This is a genomic window from Thauera carbonicopians, from assembly GCF_025699485.1.
Classification (GTDB): domain Bacteria; phylum Pseudomonadota; class Gammaproteobacteria; order Burkholderiales; family Rhodocyclaceae; genus Thauera.
Genome location: NZ_JANUXN010000001.1, coordinates 328,776 through 350,310 on the forward strand (window position 1 = coordinate 328,776; position 21,535 = coordinate 350,310).

The following is a 21,535-nucleotide window of genomic DNA, read 5'->3' on the forward strand; positions in this document are numbered from 1 at the left end:
TTTTGCCAAAACTTTAGCTAAAGCCGCCTTGGCTAAACCCGTGGCTAAAGGAACTTCCACCAAGAGTTCCGCATGGGAAATGACGCTGTTTAGCCACTTCCAGGGTCACTTGTCTCACGGTGTTTCAGGCTGTTTCTTTTGTCTTAGCCATTCTTTTGCCACAGCGGCATTGAACTGTGCTAGATTCTGTTTGCAACGCCCCAAAGCGTTGATCTACAAAAGAAAAACGACACGCTAAAAATCGGCACGCGCATACTGCTTCATCATTGGCGTATGAGCAGCGATCTCGGCTTCGGTGAGCGGCGGTGTCTTTTGCATTTCTTCCTATCAAGCCCAGGCATGCGAGCCGTCCATGGCCGGCCGGCAGGATGGCGCGGGCGTGGCTGAGCCTTTCGCCACGGCCGGCGCCGGTCGTCGGGGCTGCATCTTATCAGGACGCCCGGGCGTATCAGTCCGCCGGGTGGATCGCCGGATAGCTGCCGGTGCCTTCGGGCCAGGGGGTCAGGACTTCGAAACCGTCCGGCGTGACGGCCACCATGTGCTCCCACTGGGCCGACAGCGAATGGTCCTTGGTGACGACGGTCCAGCCGTCGGCGAGGGTCCGGGTTTCGCGCTTGCCGGCATTGATCATCGGTTCGATCGTGAACACCATGCCCGGCTCCAGCCGCAGGCCTTCGCCGCGGCGGCCGTAGTGCAGGACCTGCGGTGCGTCGTGGTAGATCTTGCCGATGCCGTGGCCGCAGTATTCACGCACGACGGAAAAGCGTTCGCGGTGCGCCACGGTCTGGATCGCGTGGCCGACGTCGCCCAGCGTGGCGCCCGGGCGCACCGCGCGGATGCCGGCGACCATCGCCTCGTAGGTGGTGAGCACCAGGCGGCGCGCCAGCGGGCCGGGTTCGCCGACGAAATACATCCGGCTGGTGTCGCCGTACCAGCCGTCCTTGATGACGGCGACGTCGATGTTGATGATGTCGCCTTTCCTGAGGATCCTGGCGGGCGAGGGGATGCCGTGGCAGACCACGTGGTTGACCGAGGCGCAGACGGTCTTGGGGTAGCCGTGGTAGCCGATGTTGGCCGGAATGGCACCCTGCACGCCGACGATGTGGTCGTGGCAGATGCGGTCGAGTTCCTCGGTGCTGACACCCGGCTTGACGTGCGGAGCGACGAGGCTCAGCACTTCGGCCGCCAGGCGGCCGGCGGCGCGCGACAGCGCGATTTCTTCGGGGGCCTTGATGGAAACCGTGCTGTTCATCGGGCTTGGTTCTGTTCCGTGTGTCCTGCGGCCGGCTTTTCGCCTGCCAGGTGCTCGCGATAACGGGCGATGAGGCCCGCGGTGCTGGCGTCGTGGGGGTGGAGATCGGCGGGGGCGGCGAGATCGTCCAGCACGCGGGCGGCGAGCTGCTTGCCGAGCTCCACGCCCCACTGGTCGAAGGAGTTGAGCCCCCACACCACGCCCTGCACGAAAGTGCGATGTTCGTACAGGGCGACCAGCGCTCCGAGCGCGAAGGGGCTGAGGCGCTCCATCAGCAGGGTGTTGCTGGGGCGGTTGCCGGCAAAGACGCGGTGCGGCAGCAGTGCGCGGATCTGCGCTTCGGCCAGGCCGGCAGCCCGCATCTCGGCCTCCACTTCGTCCGCCGGTTTGCCGCTCATCAGCGCTTCGGCCTGCGCGACCATGTTGGCGAAGGCGATGCGATGGTGCTGCTCCAGTCCGGTCTCGGCTTGCAGCACGCCGATGAAATCGACCGGGACGAGCTGGCTGCCCTGGTGCAGCATCTGGAAATAGGCATGCTGGCCGTTGATGCCGGATTCGCCCCAGATCACCGGGCTGGTCTGGCAGTCCACCGGACTGCCGTCGCTTCTGACCGACTTGCCGTTCGACTCCATGTCGAGCTGCTGCAGGAAGGCGGGCAGGCGGTGCAGACGCTGGTGGTAGGGGGCGATGAGCTGGCTGGGCGCGCCGAGGAAATCGACGTTCCAGATGCCCAGCAGCGCCATGATCACGGGCAGGTTGCGCTCGAACGGTGCGTCGATGAAATGCCGGTCCATGGCGTGCGCGCCGGCCAGCAGTTCGTCGAAAGCCGCGGCGCCGATCTGCAGCACGATGGGCAGGCCGATTGCGCTCCACAGCGAATAGCGGCCGCCGACCCAGTCCCAGAAGCCGAACATGTTGTCGCGGGCGATGCCGAAGCGTGCGACTGCGTCGGCATGGGTGGACACGGCGACGAAGTGGCGGGGGATCGCGACTTCGCCGCCGGTGCGCTCGATCAGCCAGTTGCGCGCGGTATGGGCGTTGGTCAGCGTTTCCTGGGTGGTGAAGGTTTTGGAGGCGACGATGAACAGCGTGGTGGCGGGATCGACGGTACGCAGCACGTCGCCGATCTGCACGCCGTCCACGTTCGAGACGAAATGCATCCGCAGACGCGGGTGAGCATTGCATTTCAGCGCTTCGCAGGCCATCAGCGGACCGAGATCGGAGCCGCCGATGCCGATGTTGACGACGTCGGTGATGGCGCGCCCGTCGTGTCCGCGCCAGTTGCCGTCGCGCACGGCTTCGGCGAAACGGTGGATGCGTTCGCGTACTGCGGCGATGTCGGCGACGACGTCGCGTCCATCCACGATCAAAGGCTGGTCTGCCGGCCGGCGCAAGGCGGTGTGCAGCACGGCACGGTTCTCGGTGAGGTTGATGCGCTCGCCGTCGAACATCGCGGTGCGTCGTTCGGCCAGCTGCGCCTCGCGCGCCAGGGCGAAAAGCAGCGCCAGGGTTTCATCGCTGACGCGGTTCTTCGAATAATCGAGGAACAGGCCACAGGCTTCGGCCTGCATGCGCGCGGCGCGCGCGGGATCGGCAGCGAACAGCTGCTTGAGATGGCATTCGCCGATCCCGTCGCGATGGGCAAGCAGAGCCTGCCACGCCGGAGACCGGGCGGAGGAGGTGCCAGAGGGGGCGAAATGCGGAGTCGGGTGGATGGTCATCGGTGCATCGAGGCGAGTCGAGCGGGCAAGAGTCCGAAAGCAGCCGGCATTGTGCCCGTTTTGCCGTGCCGCAGCCTGCCCGCATCGGATTTGCCGCCGTAACGAGTTGTTTACAATACTGCAGCCGATGCTGCCGGATGCGGTGCCCGGGTGCGATGGGGGCACTGATATACTCGCGCCATTCTCCGTTCCAGACCCGGACCTTCCCGCGGCATGCCACTCAATATTCCCAATTCCCTGACTTGGGCCCGCATCGTACTCATTCCGATCTTCGTCGGCGTGTTCTACCTGCCGGACAGCCTGCTGTCCGTACACAGCAAGAACCTGGTCGCGACCGCGCTGTTTGCCGCCGCGGCGATCACCGACTGGTTCGACGGCTACCTCGCCCGCGCGCTCGGCCAGACCTCGGCCTTCGGCGCCTTTCTCGATCCGGTCGCGGACAAGCTGATGGTGGCGGCAGCGCTGATCCTGCTGGTCGAGCTGTCGCGCGTCGATGCGATCATCGCCGTCATCATCATCGGCCGCGAGATCACCATTTCCGCGCTGCGCGAATGGATGGCGCGGGTCGGCAAGTCCGCCAGCGTGGCCGTGGCCTACGTCGGCAAGCTCAAGACTGCCGCGCAGATGGCGGCGATTCCGCTGCTGCTGTACGACGCGCCGCTGCTGTCGATCGACATTCGCATGCTGGGCAGCGTGCTGCTCTACGTTGCCGCCGCATTGACCCTGTGGTCGATGGGCTACTACCTGCAGCGTGCCATTCCGCTGCTGACTGCCGGGCAGGGAGGCAAGTAGCGGCAAAGCTCGGGAAGGCGATTCCGTGCTTGACAGCCTGAAATCGCCGCCTATAATGGCGCTCTTTCCCGAGCGGGAATAGCTCAGTTGGTAGAGCGCAACCTTGCCAAGGTTGAGGTCGCGAGTTCGAGACTCGTTTCCCGCTCCAAGCATTCCGGCGGCAGATCAACGATCTGCCGCACAAGCCAAAAGGCGCGATGGCAGAGTGGTTATGCAGCGGCCTGCAAAGCCGTGTACCCCGGTTCGATTCCGAGTCGCGCCTCCATAAATAGCAGTTGATTCAAGCACATAGCCCGCCATGAGCGGGCTTTTTGTTGTCCGTGAGCGGCCTCGGGCGCGGCCGTTTCAAGTTTGCCGCCAAGTCGATTAAAATCGTCGGGAATTCGGCGTCGGCAGCTGCCCATGTGCGTTTCCGGCCCCGCATCCGTTTTCCGTGCTTTCAGTCCAATCCATTCCGGAGTCCGTCCAAAAATGTTCAGCCGCCTGCGTGAAGATCTGGCCAGCGTTCGCGAACGCGATCCTGCAGCCCGCTCCACGTTCGAGGTGCTGACCTGTTATCCGGGAGTGCATGCGCTGATGTTCCATCGTCTCGCTCATGGGGCGTGGCGCCGGCAATGGTTCTGGCTGGGCCGTTTCCTGAGCCACATCAGCCGTTTCCTGACCGGGATCGAAATCCACCCCGGCGCGATCATCGGCCGACGGGTCTTCATCGATCACGGCATGGGCGTGGTCATCGGTGAAACGGCGGAGATCGGCGACGACTGCACGATCTACCAGGCCGTCACGCTGGGCGGTACCTCGCTCTACCGCGGCACCAAACGGCATCCGACGCTGGGCAAGGGAGTGGTGGTCGGCGCCGGCGCCAAGGTGCTGGGCGGTTTCACCGTCGGCGACGGCGCCAAGATCGGCTCGAACGCAGTGGTCGTGAAGCCGGTGCCCGCCGGTGCGACGGCTGTCGGCAACCCGGCCCGGATCGTCGATGCCGAGCGCGACGCGCAACGTGAACAGAAGGCGGAGCAGATGGGCTTCAGCGCCTATGGCGTTACCCGCGACATGGACGACCCCGTGTCCAAGGCGCTGCACGGCTTGCTGGACCATGCGGTCGAAACCGATCGCCGCCTGCAGGCGATGGCCGCCCGGCTCGAGGCGGCCGGCCTGCAGCTCGATTCATCGGTCGAGGCGAAGGATGATTTCGATGCCTCTCGCCTGTCGCGGATGGTGGATTGAAGTCATCGACCTCTCTCTATATAGTTGACCGTTTTTGTCGGGATAAGTATAGTTGACCGAAACGTTCGGGTATTCAGGATGCGTGGCGTCCTTGCCGGGCGACTCAAGGTTTCGGAGAGATGATGCGATGAGATTGACGACCAAGGGACGTTTCGCCGTGACGGCGATGATCGATCTGGCGGCGCGCCAGAACGACGGTCCGGTGACGCTGGCCGGCATCGCCGAGCGGCAGAAGATCTCGCTGTCCTACCTCGAACAGCTGTTCGGCAAGCTGCGCCGCCACGATCTGGTCAGCAGCGTGCGCGGCCCGGGCGGCGGCTATCGTCTGGTGCGCAGCATGGACGAGATCACGGTGGCGGACATCATCATCGCCGTGGACGAGCCGCTGGATGCCACGCAGTGCGGCGGCAAGCAGAACTGCCATGACGCGCAGCGCTGCATGACGCACGATCTGTGGGCCAACCTGAACAAGCGCATGTATGCCTACCTCGACTCCGTGACCTTGCGTGCGCTCGTCGAGCGCCAGGTCAAGCCGGATTCCGACATGGCGGTCCTGAAGAACATCCGCCGCCGTGCCACGCTGCAGGCGCGCGAAATCGCGGCAGCTTGAGGGCCGGGATGAGTTTTGCCCCGGTCTATCTCGACTGGAACGCCACGACGCCGCTCGATCCGCAGGTGCGCGAAGCCATGCTGCCCTGGCTGGGCGCAGCCGAACCGATCCGTTTCGGCAATGCGTCGAGCCGGCACGAATACGGCAGGCAGGCGCGTGCGGCCGTCGATGAGGCGCGTGCACGCGTGGCTGCGGCAGTCGGCGCTCACGCGACCGAGGTGATCTTCACCAGCGGCGGCTCGGAAGCGAACAACCTCTTCCTGAAAGGCGCGGCGGCCTGTCTGAGACCCGGTACGGTCGCCGTCAGTGCGATCGAGCATCCCTGTGTGCGCGAACCGGCGAAGCAGTTGCAGCGAACCGGCTGGACGCTGAAGGAAATCGCGGTCGACGCGCATGGCATGATCGATGCGGCCGACTGGGCCGCAATGCTGCAAGCCAGGCCGGCGCTGGTGTCGGTGATGCTGGCCAACAACGAGACGGGCGTGCTGCAGGACATTGCCGCGCTGGCGACCGAGGCGCGCAAGCCGGGCGCTTGGTTCCACACCGACGCGGTGCAGGCGCTGGGCAAGGTCGAGCTGGATTTCCGTGCGCTGGGCGTCAATGCGATGACGCTGTCGGCGCACAAGGTCGGCGGCCCGCTCGGTGCGGGCGCGCTGGTGGTGGACAAGCGTGTCGAGCTGGCGCCGCTGATCGCCGGAGGCGGGCAGGAGCGCGGGCTGCGCTCCGGCACCGAGAACGTGGCGGCGATCGTCGGCTTCGGTGTCGCCTGCGAACGGGCGGTGGCGCGCCGCGAAGACGAGGCGCAGCGACTGGCGCTGCTGCGCGGCGAGATCGAGACAGGTCTGGCCGCGCTCGGTGCCACCGTGTTTTCACGGGCAGCGCAGCGCCTGCCGAATACGGTATTTTTCGCCTTCGGCAACATCGACGGCGAAACCCTGGTGGGCAAGCTGGACCGCGCGGGCTTTGCCTGCGCCAGCGGTTCGGCGTGTTCGAGCGCCCAGCCCGAGCCGTCGCATACGCTGCTGGCAATGGGCGTCGATCCGGCGGTGGCGCGCGGCGCGGTGCGCGTCAGCCTGGGGCGCACGACCACGGCGGACGACGTGGCGCGATTCGTCGCGACCCTGTCGCGCGTGGTCGAAGATTTGAGAAAATTGGCGTCGGTGGCGGGCTGAACCGCGGCGGCGTTCGAAACCTGACAACAACACAAACCCCTCTGCGGAGAGATGCAATGCTGAAGTTCCCGATCTACCTCGACTACTCTGCGACAACGCCGGTGGATCCGCGCGTGGCGGCGAAGATGATCCCGTGGCTGACCGAACATTTCGGCAACCCGGCAAGCCGCTCGCACGCCTACGGCTGGGAAGCCGAGCAGGCGGTCGAGGAAGCGCGCGAACAGGTCGCGGCGCTGGTCGGGGCCGATGCCAAGGAAATCGTCTGGACCTCGGGCGCGACCGAGTCGAACAACCTCGCGATCAAGGGCGTGGCGCATTTCTACCAGGGCAAGGGCAAGCACGTCATCACCGTCAAGACCGAACACAAGGCAGTGCTCGACACCGTGCGCGAACTCGAACGCGAAGGCTTCGAAGCAACCTACCTCGACGTGCAGGAAAACGGCCTGATCGACCTCGAGGTGCTGAAGGCGGCGATCCGTCCGGACACCATCCTGGTGTCGGTGATGTTCGTCAACAACGAAGTCGGCGTGGTGCAGCCGATCGCCGAAATCGGCGAAATCTGTCGCAGCAAGGGCATCGTCTTCCACGTCGATGCCGCGCAGGCCACCGGCAAGGTCGCCATCGATCTCGGCAGTCTGAAGGTCGACCTGATGAGCTTCTCCGCGCACAAGACTTATGGGCCGAAGGGCGTCGGTGCGCTGTACGTGCGCCGCAAGCCGCGTGTGCGCCTCGAGGCGCAGATGCATGGTGGCGGCCACGAGCGCGGCATGCGCTCGGGCACGCTGGCGACGCACCAGATCGTCGGCATGGGCGAAGCCTTCCGCCTCGCGCGCGAGGAAATGGCGGGCGAGAACGAACGCATCCTCAGGCTGCGTGACAAACTGATGAACGGCCTGACCGGGATCGAGGCGACCTACGTCAATGGCGACCTCGAGCAGCGCGTGCCGCACAACCTGAACATTTCCTTCGCCTACGTCGAAGGCGAGTCGCTGATCATGGCGATCAAGGACATCGCGGTATCCAGCGGCTCGGCCTGCACCTCGGCCAGCCTGGAGCCGTCCTATGTGCTGCGAGCCCTGGGCCGCAACGACGAACTGGCGCACAGCTCGATCCGTTTCTCGATCGGCCGCTTCACCACCGAGGAAGAAGTCGATTTCACCATCGATCTGCTGCGGAACAAGATCGGCAAGCTGCGCGAACTGTCGCCGCTGTGGGAGATGTACAAGGAAGGCATCGACCTCGACACGGTGCAGTGGGCCGCGCACTGAGCGCCAACGAATAAAGACGAAAATCCCTGGAGAAACACATGGCTTACAGCGACAAGGTCCTGGACCACTACGAAAACCCCCGCAACGTCGGCTCCTTCGGCAAGGACGAGGAAGGCGTGGCCACCGGCATGGTCGGCGCGCCCGCCTGTGGCGACGTCATGAAGCTGCAGATCAAGGTCGGCAAGGACGGCGTGATTGAGGACGCGAAGTTCAAGACCTACGGCTGCGGCTCGGCGATCGCGTCGAGCTCGCTGGTGACCGAATGGGTCAAGGGCAAGACGATCGACCAGGCGCTGGACATCAAGAACACCCAGATCGCCGAGGAGCTGGCGCTGCCGCCGGTCAAGATCCATTGCTCGATCCTGGCCGAGGATGCGATCAAGGCCGCCGTGGCCGACTATCGCAAGAAGCATCTGGCCTGAGCGGCCGCGAACAGGAGGCAAGATCATGAGCGTGACTCTGTCCGAAAACGCTGCGCGTCATGTGTCGAATTTCATCGCCAAGCGCGGCAAGGGCTTCGGCATCCGCCTCGGGGTGAAGACCTCGGGATGCTCGGGCATGGCCTACAAGCTCGAATTCGTCGACGACACCCACGATGAGGACCTGGTGTTCGACAGCCACGGCGTCAAGGTCGTGGTCGATCCGAAGAGCCTGGCCTATCTCGACGGCACCGAGCTGGATTTCGTCAAGGAAGGGCTGAACGAAGGCTTCAGGTTCAACAACCCGAACGTCAAGGATCAGTGCGGCTGCGGCGAGAGCTTCAACGTCTGACGGCATGAGCATCGATCTGAAGCAGGATCATTTCAGCCTGTTCGGCCTGCCGCGCCGCTATGCCCTGGACGAGACGGCGCTCGAGGCCGCCTGGCATGGCCTGCAGTCGCAGGTCCATCCCGATCGCCATGCCCACCTGCCGGACGTCGACAAGCGGCGGGCGATGCAGTGGGCAACACGCGTCAACGAAGGTTTCCAGACGCTGAAGAAGCCACTCGCCCGCGCCCGCTACCTGCTGGAGCTGGCCGGAGTGGATGTCGGCGCCGAAACCAACACCGCGATGTCGCCCGAGTTCCTGATGGAACAGATGGAGTGGCGCGAAGCGGTCGAGGAGGCGCGTGACGCAGGCGAAGTCGAGGCGCTGGAACACTTGCACATGCGCCTGCTGCGCCATGCGCGTGACGTGCGCGGCGAACTGGCGCGCCAGCTCGACACCGACCACGACTACTCCCAGGCAGCCGACACCGTGCGCCGGCTGATGTTCATCGAAAAACTCCAGCACGAGATCGACGAAGCGCTGCTCGCACTCGAAGGCTGAAAACAAGAGGCACGGATTCCCTGATGGCCCTGTTGCAGATCGCCGAACCCGGCATGTCCACCGAGCCGCACAAGCACCGGCTTGCGGTGGGCATCGACCTGGGGACCACCAATTCGCTCGTCGCCAGCGTGCGCAACGGCATCGCCGTGTGCCTGCCGGACGAATCCGGCCGCAGCATGCTGCCGTCCGTGGTGCGCTACCACGCCGATGGCAGCGTCGAAGTCGGGCAGGGCGCGTTGAAGGCGCAGGCGACCGATCCGCGCAATGCCATCGTCTCGGTCAAGCGCTTCATGGGGCGCGGCCTGAAGGACGTGGCCCATGTCGAGACCATGCCCTACGACTTCGAGGACGGTCCGGGCATGCTGCGGCTGCGCACTGTGCAAGGCGTCAAGAGCCCGGTCGAAGTGTCGGCCGAGATCCTGCGCGAGCTGCGCATGCGCGCCGAAGCCAGCCTGGGCGGTGCGCTGGTCGGCGCGGTCATCACGGTGCCGGCCTATTTCGACGACGCCCAGCGCCAGGCGACCAAGGATGCGGCGCGCCTGGCCGGGCTGGACGTGCTGCGCCTGCTCAACGAACCCACCGCGGCGGCGGTCGCCTATGGCCTCGACAACGCCGCCGAAGGCGTCTATGCCGTCTACGACCTCGGCGGCGGCACTTTCGACCTGTCGATCCTGAAGCTGTCGCGCGGCGTGTTCGAAGTGCTGTCGACCAACGGCGATGCTGCATTGGGCGGCGACGACTTCGACCACCGCCTGTTCTGCGCCATCCTCGAACGTGCCGCGATCGCACCGCCTTCGCTCGAGGACGCCCGCCGCCTGCAGATGAAGGCGCGCGAAGCCAAGGAACTACTGACTTCCTGCGAGGAAGCGCCGGTCCACCTGCGCCTGGGTTCGGGCGAACTGGTCGATCTCGTCCTCACCCGCGACGAATTCGCCGACATGACCCGCCACCTGGTGCAGAAGACGTTGACGCCGGTGCGCAAGGCCTTGCGCGACGCCGGACTGACGCCCGACGAAATCAAGGGCGTGGTGATGGTCGGCGGCGCCACGCGGATGCCCCACATCCAGCGCGCGGTCGCCGCCTTCTTCGGCCAGGAGCCGCTGACCAACCTCGATCCCGACAAGGTGGTCGCGCTCGGCGCCGCGATGCAGGCCAACATGCTGGCCGGCAACCGCGCCGAACAGGACGACTGGCTGCTGCTCGACGTCATCCCGCTGTCGCTCGGCCTGGAGACCATGGGCGGGCTGGTGGAGAAGGTCGTGCCGCGCAACTCCACGCTGCCGATCGCGCGCGCGCAGGAATTCACCACCTTCAAGGACGGCCAGACGGCGATGGCTGTCCACGTCGTCCAGGGCGAGCGCGAACTGGTGGCGGACTGCCGCTCGCTGGCGCGTTTCGAACTGCGCGGCATCCCGCCGATGGTGGCGGGCGCGGCACGCATCCGCGTGAGCTTCCAGGTCGATGCCGACGGCCTGCTGTCGGTGTCGGCGCGCGAGATGTCCTCGGGCGTCGAAGCGAGCGTGCTGGTGAAGCCGTCCTACGGCCTGTCCGACGACGAGATCGCCGAAATGCTGAAATCCGGCGTCGAACACGCCGGCGACGACATGATGCTGCGCGCGCTGCGCGAACAGCAGGTCGAAGCCGAGCGCGTGATCGAGGCCACCGAGCAAGCGCTGGCCAAGGACGGCCATCTGCTCGACGCCGGCGAGCGTGCCGCGATCGACGCCGCGATCGAACATCTGCGCACGCTGCGCACCGGCAGCGACCACCGTGCCATCAAGACCGGCATCGACGCCTTCGCGCGTGCCACCGACGAATTCGCCGCCCGCCGCATGGACAACAGCATCCGCAGCGCGCTGGCCGGCCACAAGGTAGACGAGTTGGAACTCTGACCCATCATGACCCAGATCATTGTCCTTCCCCATGTCGAACTCTGCCCCGACGGCAGCGTGATCGAAGCCAAACCGGGCCAGTCGGTCTGCGAGAGCCTGATCGAGAACGACATCTACATCGAGCATGCCTGTGAGATGTCCTGCGCGTGCACGACCTGCCATGTCATCGTGCGCGAGGGTTTCGACGCGTTGCCGCCCGCCGAGGAAGAGGAAGAGGACCTGCTCGACAAGGCCTGGGGGCTGGAACCGCAGTCCCGGCTGTCGTGCCAGGTCCAGGTCGGCGACACGCCGCTGGTGGTGGAAATCCCGCGCTACACGATCAACATGGCCCGCGAAGGAAAGCACTGAAATGAAATGGACCGACGTGCAGGAAATCGCCATCCAGTTGTCGGAAGCCCGGCCGGACGTCGACCCGACCAGGGTGAATTTCGTCGACCTGATGAACTGGGTGATCGTGCTGCCCGAATTCGACGACGATCCCAAGCGCTGCGGCGAGCGCATCCTGGAAGGCATCCAGCAGGCCTGGATCGACGAGGTCGACTGAATTCGTAGCTGCTCCGGGCGTCGGTGCGGCGTCCGGTTGCTGCAAGTTCCGCCTCTCCGGCTCGGCTCAATAGCCGTTGCGGGTGCTGGCGTCGCTGCTTTCGTTGACCTCCAGCCAGTAGCGGCCGAGCAGGCCGATGACCTGCACGAAGCGCTCGAAGTCCACCGGCTTGCGCACGTAGCTGTTCGCGCCGAGATTGTAGGCCTGCTGCAGATCGAGCGATTCGCGCGAAGTGGTCAGCACCACCACCGGCAGCAGCGTGGTGCGCGAATCGGCGCGGATGTGGCGCAGCACTTCCAGGCCGTCGATGCGCGGCAGCTTCAGGTCCAGCATCACCACGGCGGGCAGCGGGCCGTTGTTGCCGGCATAGCTGCCGGTGCCGAACAGGTAGTCCAGCGCTTCGGCGCCGTCATGCACCACGATCACCGGGTTGGTGATCTGGTTCTTGCTGAAGGCGTGAAGTGCGAGCGCTTCGTCGTCGGGATTGTCCTCGACGAGCAGGATCGGACGGTTGTTGCTCATCGCTCTAAGCCCTCCTGGATCGGTCTCGTGGTGCTCAGGGCTGGCCGCCGGGAAGATCTTCCCTTCTCAGCACGAACACCATGTCGTCGCCACCGCGGGTGGAGAGCCAGGTGAAGGGCAGGTCGGGGAAAGCATCTTCGACGATGTCGCGGTTATGACCGACCTCGACGGCCAGCAGACCGTTCGGGTTCAGGTGTTCGGCGCCTTCGGCAATCAGCTTGCGCACGACGTCGAGCCCATCGTCGCCGGCAGCGAGTGCCATGTGCGGCTCGTGCAGGTATTCGGGCGGCAGGGTGTCCATCGCGTCGCCGGTGACATAGGGCGGATTGCTCAGGATCAGGTCGTAGCGGCGCCCGTCGAGGGCCGAGAACACGTCAGACTGCACCAGCTCGATGCGTGCATCCAGGCCGTAGTCGCTCACGTTCTGAAGCGCGACGTCGAGCGCATCCTCGGACAGGTCCGCGGCAGTGACCTCGGCATTGGGGAAGGCGTGCGCCATCAATACGGCGAGACAGCCCGAGCCGGTGCACATGTCCAGCGCGCTGGTGATTTCTTCAGGCTCGTCGATCCATCCTGCAAGGCCGTCTTCCAACAGCTCGGCGAAGAAGGAGCGCGGCACGATGACGCGCTCATCCACGGTGAAGCGGAAATCGCCCAGCCATGCTTCCCCTAGAATGTAGGCGGTCGGCACGCGCTCGTCGGTGCGGCGTTCGATCGCTTCGAACAGGGCGATGCGCTCCTCGGCCGGAATGCAGGCGTCGAGGAAGGGCTCGAGCCGGTCAAGCGGCAGCGCCAGCGAACCCAGCAGCAGCCACACGGCTTCGTCGTAGCTGTCGTTGGTGCCATGGCCGCAGAAGATGCCGGCGCGGTTGAAGCGGGTGACGGCGTAGCGCAGCCAGTCGCGCACCGTGACCAGCTCGGCCAGCGGGCCGTGATCGTGTTCATGATCATGGTCGCAATCGCACTGCTCGTGATCGCAAGGTGCGTGATCGGTCGAATGTTGGTTCATGGATGTGTCGATTCCTTGTTTTCGTCGCTGGGCGGCTTCATGCTGCCAGCAGGGCGCGCAGGGTGCGTTCGTAGACCTGGGACAGCGGCTCGATCGCTGCGGCGTCGATGCGCTCGTCGACCTGGTGGATGGTGGCGTTGACCGGGCCGAATTCGACGACTTCGGCGCAGATGTCGGCAATGAAGCGCCCGTCCGAGGTGCCGCCGGTGGTGGAAAGTTCGGTCTCGATGCCCAGGGTGTCGGCGATGGCGCCGGACAGGGCGGCGACCAACCTGCCGCGGCCGGTGATGAAAGGCTTGCCCGACAGGTGCCAGTCGATCTCGTAGTCCAGGCCGTGGCGGTCGAGCACTTCATGCGTGCGCGCCTTGAGGCTGTGGGCCGAGGACACCGAGCCGAAGCGGAAGTTGAACATCACTTCGCAGACGCCCGGGATGATGTTGTTGGCGCCGGTGCCGGCATGGATGTTGGACACCTGCCAGGTGGTCGGCGGGAAGAACTCGTTGCCCCGGTCCCATTCGATCGCCGCCAGCTCCGCCAGCGCGGGTGCGAAGGCATGGATCGGATTGCGTGCAAGATGAGGGTAGGCGACGTGGCCCTGCCGGCCCTTGACCCTCAGCGTGCCGGACAGCGAGCCGCGGCGGCCGTTCTTGATCATATCGCCGAGCGTGCGCACCGAGGTCGGTTCGCCGACGATGCAGTAGTCGAGCCGTTCGCCGCGTGCCGCCAGGGCCTCGACCACCTTGACCGTGCCGTGCGTGGCGATGCCTTCCTCGTCCGAAGTCAGCAGCAGGGCGATGCTGCCGTCGTGGTCCGGATGGGTGACGACGAAGCGCTCGATCGCGGTGACGAAGGCGGCGAGCGAGGATTTCATGTCGGCTGCGCCGCGGCCGTGGAGCATGCCGTCGATGATGGTCGGCTCGAACGGCGGGGTCTTCCAGGCCTCCGCCGGCCCGGGCGGGACGACGTCGGTGTGGCCGGCGAAGCACAGCACCGGCTGCGTCTTGCCGCGGCGCGCCCACAGGTTTGAGACGCCGCCGGTGTCGATGCGCTCGCAGTCGAAGCCGGCGGTGCGCAAACGTTCGGCGAGGAGGTCCAGGCAGCCCGCGTCGTCGGGCGTGACCGAGGGGCGGGCGATGAGTTCGCAGGCGAGGGCCAGCGTGGGGGAGTCGGCGTGAGGCATTCAGCGTGTTCTTGGAGTGGGGTGGAAAATCGCGCTCAGTCCCGGTCGGCGTGCAGCGTGAATTCCTGGAACGAGGCGCCGCCGCCATCCGGGTCGAAATCGAGCAGGCTCGGCGAGTCGGGCGGCGGCGGGGCGGCGGGCGCAGCGTCGATCTGCGCGTTGTTGATCAGCCAGTGCAGGTTGGTCGGGGAGTCGGCATTGGCCAGTGCCTCCTCGAGCGAGATGATCTTGTCATTGTACAGCTCGTACAGGCATTGCTCGAAAGTCTGGCAGCCCGGTGCCAGGCTCTGCTCCATGGCCTGCTTGATTTCGTTGATTTCACCGCGTTCGATCAGTTCGGCGATATGGCGGGTGTTCATCAGGATCTCGACCGCGGGCATGCGGCTGCCGTCCGGTTTGCGCACCAGCCGTTGGGAGACGATGCTGCGCAGGGCGACGGCCAGGTCGAGATACAGCAGTTGCCGGTTCTCGAGCGGGAAGAAGTTGATGATGCGGTTGAGCGCGTGATAGGCGTTGTTGGCATGCAGCGTGGCTAGGCACAGGTGGCCCGACTGTGCGTACGAAACCGCCGCCTGCATGGTTTCCCGGTCGCGGATCTCGCCGATCAGGATGCAGTCGGGTGCCTGGCGCATCGCGTTGCGCAGGGCTTCCCGCCAGCTCAGCGTGTCGATGCCGACTTCACGCTGGTTGACCACCGACTTGCGGTGGGTGAACAGGTATTCGATCGGATCTTCCACCGTCAGGATGTGGCCGCTGCGGTTACGGTTGCGGTGGTCGAGCATCGACGCCAGCGTGGTGGATTTGCCCGAGCCGGTGGCACCGACCACCAGCACCAGCCCGCGCTTTTCCATCACCACCTCCGCCAGCACCTCGGGCAGGCCGAGATCGTGGATGGAGGGGATGTTGCTCTGGATGTAGCGGGCGACGACCGCGATCGAGTTGCGCTGCCAGAAGACGTTGACGCGGAAGTTGCCCAGGTCGCGGCGGCCGAAGGACAGGTTCAGTTCGCGCTCGCGCTCGAACTGGGCGAGCTTCTCGGCAGGCACCGCCTCTTCGACGATCCTGCGGATCATGGCCGGCTCCATGACCTGCTGGTTGATCGGCATCGTGTTGCCCTGGATCTTGATGTGGATCGGGGCGCCGGCGGTGATGAAGATGTCCGAGGCTTTCTTGTCCGCCATCAACTGGAAAAGGCTGTCGAAAATCATGCCCCGGTCATGCTCCGTCAATAAGGGTTCATCAGGCGCCGCGCAGCAGCTCGTTGATACCGGTCTTGGCGCGGGTCTGCGCATCGACCTTCTTCACGATCACCGCGCAGTACAGGCTGTACTTGCCGCAGGCCGAGGGCAGGCTGCCCGGCACCACGACGGCGCCGGCAGGCACGCGGCCGTATGTGACCTCGCCGGTCTCGCGGTCGTAGATCTTGGTGCTCTGGCCGATATACACGCCCATCGACAGCACGGCGTTTTCCTCGATGACGACGCCTTCGACGACTTCCGAACGGGCGCCGACGAAGACGTTGTCCTCGATGATCACCGGACCGGCCTGCACCGGCTCGAGCACCCCGCCGATGCCGACGCCGCCGGACAGATGCACGTTCTTGCCGATCTGGGCGCAGGAGCCGACCGTGGCCCAGGTGTCGACCATCGAGCCTTCATCCACGTAGGCACCGATATTCACATAGGACGGCATCAGCACCACGTTCCTGCCGATGAAGCTGCCCTTGCGGGCGACGGCCGGTGGTACGACGCGGAAGCCGCCTTCGCGGAACTGCTCGGGCGTGTAGTCGCCGAACTTGGTGTCGACCTTGTCGTAGAAATTGAGGCCGCCGGCCGACACGATTTCGTTGTCGCGCAGGCGGAAGGAGATCAGCACGGCTTTCTTGATCCACTGGTTGACCACCCACTGGCCGTCCTTCTTCTCGGCCACGCGCAGCGTGCCGGCGTCCAGTCCGGCGATGACGGCCTCGACCGCGTCGCGGATTTCGGCGGGCGCGGAGCTGGGCGACAGGCTGGCGCGGTTCTCGAAGGCGTCGTCGATGATCTTTTGCAGTGCTTGCATATGGTTTTCTCTCTTGGAGTTTCAGAGACTTCGGCAGAAGTCGATGATGCGCTCGGCCGCTTCGACACACTCGTGAGTGTCGGCAACCAGCGCGATGCGGATGAATCCGGCGCCCGGGTTGACGCCGCCCGACTCCCGGGCGAGATAGCTGCCCGGCAGAACCGTCACATTATATTCAGCCTGCAGACGGCGGGCGAACTCGGTGTCCGGCAGAGGCGTGCGTACCCAGTAGTAGAAGCCCGCATCCGGCAGCCGCACGGGCAGCCAGGGCGCCAGCATCGGCGTGATGCGGGCGAACTTGTCGCGGTACAGGCGGCGGTTCTCGGCGACGTGCTGCTCGTCGTTCCAGGCCACGACCGAGGCTGCCTGCACCGCCGGACTCATCTGGCAGCCGTGATAGGTGCGGTAGAGCACGAAGTCCTTCAGGATCTTCGCGTCGCCGGCGACGAAGCCCGAGCGCATGCCCGGCACATTGGAGCGCTTGGACAGGCTGGAGAACATCACGATATTGCGGAAATCGGTGCGCCCCAGCTGCCAGGCGGCCTCGAGTCCGCCGATCGGCTTCGCTTCGTCGTCGAAGTAGATCTCGGAATAGCACTCGTCGGCGGCGATGACGAAGCCGTGGCGGTCGGACAGCTCGAACAGCTGCTTCCATTCGTCCAGCGACAGCACGCGGCCGGTCGGGTTGCCCGGCGAGCAGACATAGACCAGTTGCACGTCGCGCCAGACGGCCTCTTCGATCGCATCGAAAGCGGAGCTGAAGCCGTTCTCCGGCAGGTGATTCAGGAACACCGGTTCGGCGCCGACCAGGTAGGCCGCGCCTTCGTAGATCTGGTAGAAGGGATTCGGGCACAGCACCTTGGCGCCCGGCCGGGTGCCGTCGACCACGCACTGGCCGAAGGCGAACAAGGCTTCGCGCGTGCCATTGACCGGCACCACCTGGGTGGCGGGATCGATCTTCGGCAGGCCGTAGCGACGCTCGAGCCAGTGGGCGATGGCGCCGCGCAGCGCATCGCTGCCCAGCGTCAGCGGATAGCTGGACAGGCCGTCCAGGCTGTCGGCCAGGGTCCGGCGGATGAAATCGGGCGTCGGGTGCTGGGGTTCGCCGATCGACAGGCGGATCGGGTTCAAGTCCGCAGGCGGCGTGATGCCGGCGAACAGCGTGCGCAGCTTCTCGAAAGGATAGGTCTGCAGGCGGGTGAGGTAAGGATTCACTTTGGCACAAAATCCACGCGGCAGCAGCTTGCCGCAACTGAGTCGGAAAGGCCGGAAATGGTATCATGGCGGGCCTTTCCGGCACTTCGCCGGGATGGCCCGTCCCGGCTCCGTAGCCGTTTTCGTTCCGTTCAATCCGCCGCCTCGTACCGCTTGCCGCCATGCTGGCGACGGCTGCGGCCCGGCTTCCTGCTCCCAGGCATCGATCCTCTCCTTCCGACGTGCGTCTGTCCAAGCTCAAACTTGCCGGTTTCAAGACTTTCGTCGATCCGACCACGGTACAGACACCGGGCAATCTGGTCGGCGTGGTCGGCCCCAACGGCTGCGGCAAGTCCAACATCATCGACGCCGTGCGCTGGGTGCTGGGCGAGACGCGCGCCTCGGCCCTGCGCGGCGAGTCGATGCAGGACGTGATCTTCAACGGCTCGACCACGCGCAAGCCGGTGTCTCGCGCCAGCGTCGAACTGGTCTTCGACAACGCCGAAGGCCGTGCTGCCGGGCAGTGGTCGCGCTACAACGAGATTTCGGTCAAGCGCGTGCTCGACCGCTCGGGCGAGTCGACCTACTACATCAACAACGTGCACGTCCGGCGCAAGGACGTCATCGACCTGTTCCTCGGCACCGGGCTGGGGCCGCGCGCCTACGCAATCATCGAGCAGGGCATGATCTCGCGCATCATCGAGGCCAGGCCCGAAGAGATCCGCGGCTTTCTCGAAGAAGCCGCCGGCGTCACCAAGTATCGCGAGCGGCGCAAGGAGACCGAGGGCCGGCTGCGCGACGCGCGCGACAACCTCGCCCGTCTCGACGACATCCGCATGGAGCTGGGCGAGCGCATCGGCCACCTCGAAGCCCAGGCCGAAGTCGCGGCGCGCTTCAACACCCTGAGCGCGGCCCATGTGCAGAAACAGCAACTGCTGTGGCTGCTCAAGCGCAACGAGGCCCAGGCCGAGCAGGCCCGCCTGAGCGAAGAGCTGAACGCCGCCACCTTGCGCATCGAGTCGGACAGCGCACGGCTGCAGGAGCTCGAGGCCGCCGTCGAGACCGCGCGCGAAGCGCATTTCGAAGCGTCCGAATCGGTGCATGTGGCGCAGAGCGACCTGTTCGCCGCCAGTGCCGAAGTGGCCCGGCTGGAAACCGAGCTGCAGCACCTCGGCGAAGCGCGCAAGCGGCTGGAGGCCCGTCTGGCACAGCTCGATCTCGACCGCGGCCACTGGCAGGCGCGGCGCGAGGCGCTGATCGAAGACCGCGAGCGCTGGCTGGGGCTGGCGGACAATGCCGCGATGCGTGCCGAGCAGGCCGAGGCGCGGCACAACGAGATCGCCGGGCGCGTGCCGGAACTGGAAGCGGACCGCCAGGCGGCGGACACCACCGTCGTGTCGGCGCGGCGCGAGCTGGCGCAGACCGAACAGCAGTTGCGAGTCGAGGAGGCCAACCGCGCCAGCGCGATGCGGGCGCTCGATGCCTTGCAGCAGCGCCGCGGCCGCATCGACGGTGAACGCGCCGCGATCGTCGGCCCCGACGAGCGCGAGCTGGCCGAACGCGAAGCCCGTCTCGAAGCCTTGCAGACTTCGCTCGACGAACAGCAGCAGACCCTGGCCGGGTTGCAGCAGGGGATGCCGGACGCGCAGGCGGCGCTGAAGGCGGCACTGGAGCACGAACGCGCGGTGCAGCGCCGCCTGACCGAACTGCGTGCGCGCCGCGACGCGCTGGTGCAGTTGCAGGCCAAGGTGCAGTCGCAGGGCAAGCTCGGCGACTGGCTCAAGCGCCACGGGCTGGACGGCCTGCCGCCGCTGTGGCGCAGCCTGCGCGTCGCCGAAGGCTGGGATGCGGCGGTGCAGGCGGTGCTGCGCGAGCGCCTGGCCGCGTTGCTGGCGCCCGATGCGGCAGCAGCGCACGCATTGCTGGATGAGGTGCCGCCCGAATCGCTCGCGGTCGTGCTCGGCACCGAGCATGCTGCGCCAGCGGCTGCTGCCGCCGGCGCAGAGTATGCCGGGCTGGAACCGCTGCTGGCGAAAATCGAAGTGCTCGACGCCGGCCTGCGTCCGCTGCTGGCCGGCTTCCTGCGTGGGGTCCATTGCGTCGAGCGCCTCGACGATTGGCTGCCGCGCCACCGCGAGCTGCCGGCGGAGGTGCTGCTGGTCGGCGCCCATGGCCAGATGCTGGGCAGGGGACTGCTGTCGCACTCGGCGCCCGACAGCCGCACCCATGGCGTCATCGAGCGCCAGCGCGAAATCGACCATCTCGCCGACGAGCAGGGTGTGCTGGAAGAAGAGGCCGCCATCGCCCATGAGGCCTTGCAGGCCGCCGAAGCAGCAGCGACAGCCTTGCAGGAACGGATCAACACATTGAGGCGCGACGGCCAGGGCATGCAGGCGCAGGTCCACGCGGAGCAGGTCGAAGTGCTCAAGCTCGCGCAGGCGCGCAGCCGCGCGGAAGAGCGCCACGACCAACTGGCGCGCGATCTGGAAGACCTGGTCCATCTCGAACAGACCGAGCACGAGCATCTGGCCCGCGCCGAGCGCGACCTGGCACGGGCGGAAGAGCTTGCCGAGCTGCAGCGCGAGCGCCTCGATGCCGGCATGGACGTACTGCGCGAGCGCGAGCAGGCCTTGCAGGAAGCACGGGCGCTGGAACAGGCGGCGGCGCGTGAGCTGCAGGAAGCGAAGTTCTCCGAGCGCGAATGCGCGGGCAAGCTCGACGACATCGGCCGCAACCTGCAGCTGGCCGCCGAACAGTTCGAGCGCGCCGCCGCCGAGACGCAGACGCGGACGGCCGAGCTGGAGGCGACCGACGACAGCCGCAGCTTCGATGCCTTGCAGACTGCACTCGCCCTGCGTTCCAGCCGTGAGGCTGCGTTGGCTGCCTGCCGCGACGCGCTGGAAGATGCCGCGGCCCGGCTTCGCCACGCCGAGGAAACGCGGCTGCGCACCGAACAGGAAGCCGCGCCGATGCGCAACCGTGTCGCCGAGCTGCGGCTGGCGGTGCAGGCCAGTGAACTGGCGGTCAACCAGTTCGTCGAGCGCCTGCTCGAAGTCGACGCCGACGAGGCCGCGCTGCAGCCCTTGGTGGATACAGACGTCAAGGAAAGCACCTTGCAGCGCGAAGTCTCCCGGCTGGCGCGGGAGATCGCCGAACTGGGCGCGGTCAACCTCGCCGCGCTCGACGAGCTGCGCAGCGCGTCCGAGCGCAAGGGCTATCTCGATGCCCAGACCGAGGATCTGCTGCAGGCGATCGACACGCTGGAAGACGCGATCCGCCGCATCGACCGCGAGACGCGCGAGCAACTGCAGGAGACCTACGACACCGTCAACCGCCAGTTCGGCAGCCTGTTCCCGCAGTTGTTCGGCGGCGGCCGGGCGGAGCTGGTGCTGACCGGCGAGGAGATCCTGGATGCCGGCATCCAGATCGTCGCCCAGCCGCCGGGCAAGAAGAACACCTCCATCCACCTGCTGTCCGGCGGCGAGAAGGCACTAACCGCGATTGCGCTGGTCTTTTCGATGTTCCAGCTCAATCCGGCGCCGTTCTGCATGCTTGACGAGGTGGATGCACCGCTGGACGATACGAACACCGAACGCTACGCCAACATGGTCAAGCGCATGTCCTCGCAAACCCAGTTCATTTTCATCAGCCACAGCAAGATCACGATGGAGTTCGCGCAGCAGCTGGTGGGGGTGACGATGCAGGAGCAGGGCGTGTCGCGCGTGGTGGAAGTGGACATGGAAGAAGCGCTGCGCCTGGCCGAGCCGGCGGCAGCCTGAAGA

20 protein-coding genes and 2 tRNA genes are annotated in these 21,535 nt (G+C 66.0%); 14 read left to right on the forward strand and 8 right to left on the reverse strand.

Annotated features, from left to right (window positions below; genetic code table 11):
- Positions 1–448: 448 nt before the first annotated feature.
- Both map and pgi read right to left on the reverse strand, forming a co-directional pair.
- The gene (gene map / locus NX068_RS01645) at positions 449–1,252 is read right to left on the reverse strand and encodes a type I methionyl aminopeptidase (protein WP_263459550.1); all 804 of its coding nucleotides are present in this window, start codon (positions 1,250–1,252) and stop codon (positions 449–451) included.
- The gene (pgi, locus tag NX068_RS01650; RefSeq protein ID WP_263459551.1) at positions 1,249–2,973 is read right to left on the reverse strand and encodes a glucose-6-phosphate isomerase; all 1,725 of its coding nucleotides are present in this window, start codon (positions 2,971–2,973) and stop codon (positions 1,249–1,251) included. The genes map and pgi overlap by 4 nt, the downstream gene beginning before the upstream one ends.
- 213 nt (positions 2,974–3,186) lie before the next feature.
- On the opposite strand from pgi, the gene pgsA reads away from it, so the two are divergent.
- The 13 genes from pgsA to iscX all read left to right on the forward strand — a co-directional run bounded on the left by pgsA (position 3,187) and on the right by iscX (position 11,787).
- Positions 3,187–3,765 carry a CDP-diacylglycerol--glycerol-3-phosphate 3-phosphatidyltransferase gene (gene pgsA / locus NX068_RS01655; RefSeq protein WP_263459552.1) on the forward strand — a complete coding sequence of 193 codons (579 nt, stop codon included), beginning with the start codon at positions 3,187–3,189 and terminating at the stop codon, positions 3,763–3,765.
- Between the two features lie 72 nt (positions 3,766–3,837).
- Positions 3,838–3,913 (forward strand) — tRNA-Gly (locus NX068_RS01660).
- A 43-nt stretch (positions 3,914–3,956) separates the two neighbouring features.
- A tRNA-Cys gene (locus NX068_RS01665) sits at positions 3,957–4,030 on the forward strand.
- A 206-nt stretch (positions 4,031–4,236) separates the two neighbouring features.
- A complete protein-coding gene (gene cysE / locus NX068_RS01670) occupies positions 4,237–4,992 on the forward strand; it encodes a serine O-acetyltransferase (RefSeq protein ID WP_263459553.1) in 756 nt (251 codons plus the stop codon).
- 127 nt (positions 4,993–5,119) lie between these two features.
- Positions 5,120–5,602 (forward strand): Fe-S cluster assembly transcriptional regulator IscR, encoded by a 483-nt coding sequence (gene iscR / locus NX068_RS01675; protein ID WP_263459554.1) that lies wholly within the window; start codon positions 5,120–5,122, stop codon positions 5,600–5,602.
- Positions 5,603–5,610: 8 nt separating this feature from the next.
- Positions 5,611–6,774 (forward strand): cysteine desulfurase family protein, encoded by a 1,164-nt coding sequence (locus NX068_RS01680; protein ID WP_263459555.1) that lies wholly within the window; start codon positions 5,611–5,613, stop codon positions 6,772–6,774.
- Positions 6,775–6,830: 56 nt separating this feature from the next.
- Complete coding sequence (locus tag NX068_RS01685; protein WP_442806668.1) at positions 6,831–8,042, forward strand: IscS subfamily cysteine desulfurase; 1,212 nt, start codon at positions 6,831–6,833, stop codon at positions 8,040–8,042.
- A gap of 38 nt (positions 8,043–8,080) precedes the next feature.
- Positions 8,081–8,464 carry a Fe-S cluster assembly scaffold IscU gene (gene iscU, locus NX068_RS01690; RefSeq protein WP_263459556.1) on the forward strand — a complete coding sequence of 128 codons (384 nt, stop codon included), beginning with the start codon at positions 8,081–8,083 and terminating at the stop codon, positions 8,462–8,464.
- Between the two features lie 25 nt (positions 8,465–8,489).
- A complete protein-coding gene (iscA, locus tag NX068_RS01695) occupies positions 8,490–8,813 on the forward strand; it encodes an iron-sulfur cluster assembly protein IscA (RefSeq protein WP_263459557.1) in 324 nt (107 codons plus the stop codon).
- A 4-nt stretch (positions 8,814–8,817) separates the two neighbouring features.
- Positions 8,818–9,351, forward strand: a complete 534-nt coding sequence (gene hscB / locus NX068_RS01700; RefSeq protein WP_263459558.1) for a Fe-S protein assembly co-chaperone HscB — start codon at positions 8,818–8,820, stop codon at positions 9,349–9,351.
- A gap of 23 nt (positions 9,352–9,374) precedes the next feature.
- Positions 9,375–11,243 carry a Fe-S protein assembly chaperone HscA gene (gene hscA, locus NX068_RS01705; protein WP_263459559.1) on the forward strand — a complete coding sequence of 623 codons (1,869 nt, stop codon included), beginning with the start codon at positions 9,375–9,377 and terminating at the stop codon, positions 11,241–11,243.
- Positions 11,244–11,249: 6 nt separating this feature from the next.
- Positions 11,250–11,591, forward strand: coding sequence for an ISC system 2Fe-2S type ferredoxin (gene fdx, locus NX068_RS01710; protein WP_263459560.1), 342 nt, complete (start codon positions 11,250–11,252; stop codon positions 11,589–11,591).
- Position 11,592: 1 nt separating this feature from the next.
- Positions 11,593–11,787: a Fe-S cluster assembly protein IscX gene (iscX, locus tag NX068_RS01715; RefSeq protein ID WP_263459561.1), complete on the forward strand. Its 195-nt coding sequence runs from the start codon at positions 11,593–11,595 to the stop codon at positions 11,785–11,787.
- Between the two features lie 66 nt (positions 11,788–11,853).
- On the opposite strand, the gene NX068_RS01720 is transcribed toward iscX, so the two are convergent.
- From NX068_RS01720 to dapC, 6 genes are read right to left on the reverse strand one after another with little or no spacing between them, the layout of a single operon-like run.
- A complete protein-coding gene (locus tag NX068_RS01720) occupies positions 11,854–12,309 on the reverse strand; it encodes a response regulator (protein WP_263459562.1) in 456 nt (151 codons plus the stop codon).
- Between the two features lie 34 nt (positions 12,310–12,343).
- Positions 12,344–13,318, reverse strand: coding sequence for a 50S ribosomal protein L3 N(5)-glutamine methyltransferase (gene prmB / locus NX068_RS01725; protein ID WP_263459563.1), 975 nt, complete (start codon positions 13,316–13,318; stop codon positions 12,344–12,346).
- A 37-nt stretch (positions 13,319–13,355) separates the two neighbouring features.
- A complete protein-coding gene (gene dapE / locus NX068_RS01730) occupies positions 13,356–14,498 on the reverse strand; it encodes a succinyl-diaminopimelate desuccinylase (protein WP_263459564.1) in 1,143 nt (380 codons plus the stop codon).
- Positions 14,499–14,533: 35 nt separating this feature from the next.
- A complete protein-coding gene (locus NX068_RS01735; protein ID WP_263459565.1) occupies positions 14,534–15,706 on the reverse strand; it encodes a PilT/PilU family type 4a pilus ATPase in 1,173 nt (390 codons plus the stop codon).
- Positions 15,707–15,737: 31 nt separating this feature from the next.
- Complete coding sequence (gene dapD, locus NX068_RS01740) at positions 15,738–16,559, reverse strand: 2,3,4,5-tetrahydropyridine-2,6-dicarboxylate N-succinyltransferase (RefSeq protein WP_263459566.1); 822 nt, start codon at positions 16,557–16,559, stop codon at positions 15,738–15,740.
- A 21-nt stretch (positions 16,560–16,580) separates the two neighbouring features.
- A complete protein-coding gene (gene dapC / locus NX068_RS01745; RefSeq protein WP_263459567.1) occupies positions 16,581–17,774 on the reverse strand; it encodes a succinyldiaminopimelate transaminase in 1,194 nt (397 codons plus the stop codon).
- A 221-nt stretch (positions 17,775–17,995) separates the two neighbouring features.
- On the opposite strand from dapC, the gene smc reads away from it, so the two are divergent.
- Positions 17,996–21,532: a chromosome segregation protein SMC gene (smc, locus tag NX068_RS01750; protein ID WP_263459568.1), complete on the forward strand. Its 3,537-nt coding sequence runs from the start codon at positions 17,996–17,998 to the stop codon at positions 21,530–21,532.
- Positions 21,533–21,535 lie beyond the last annotated feature (3 nt).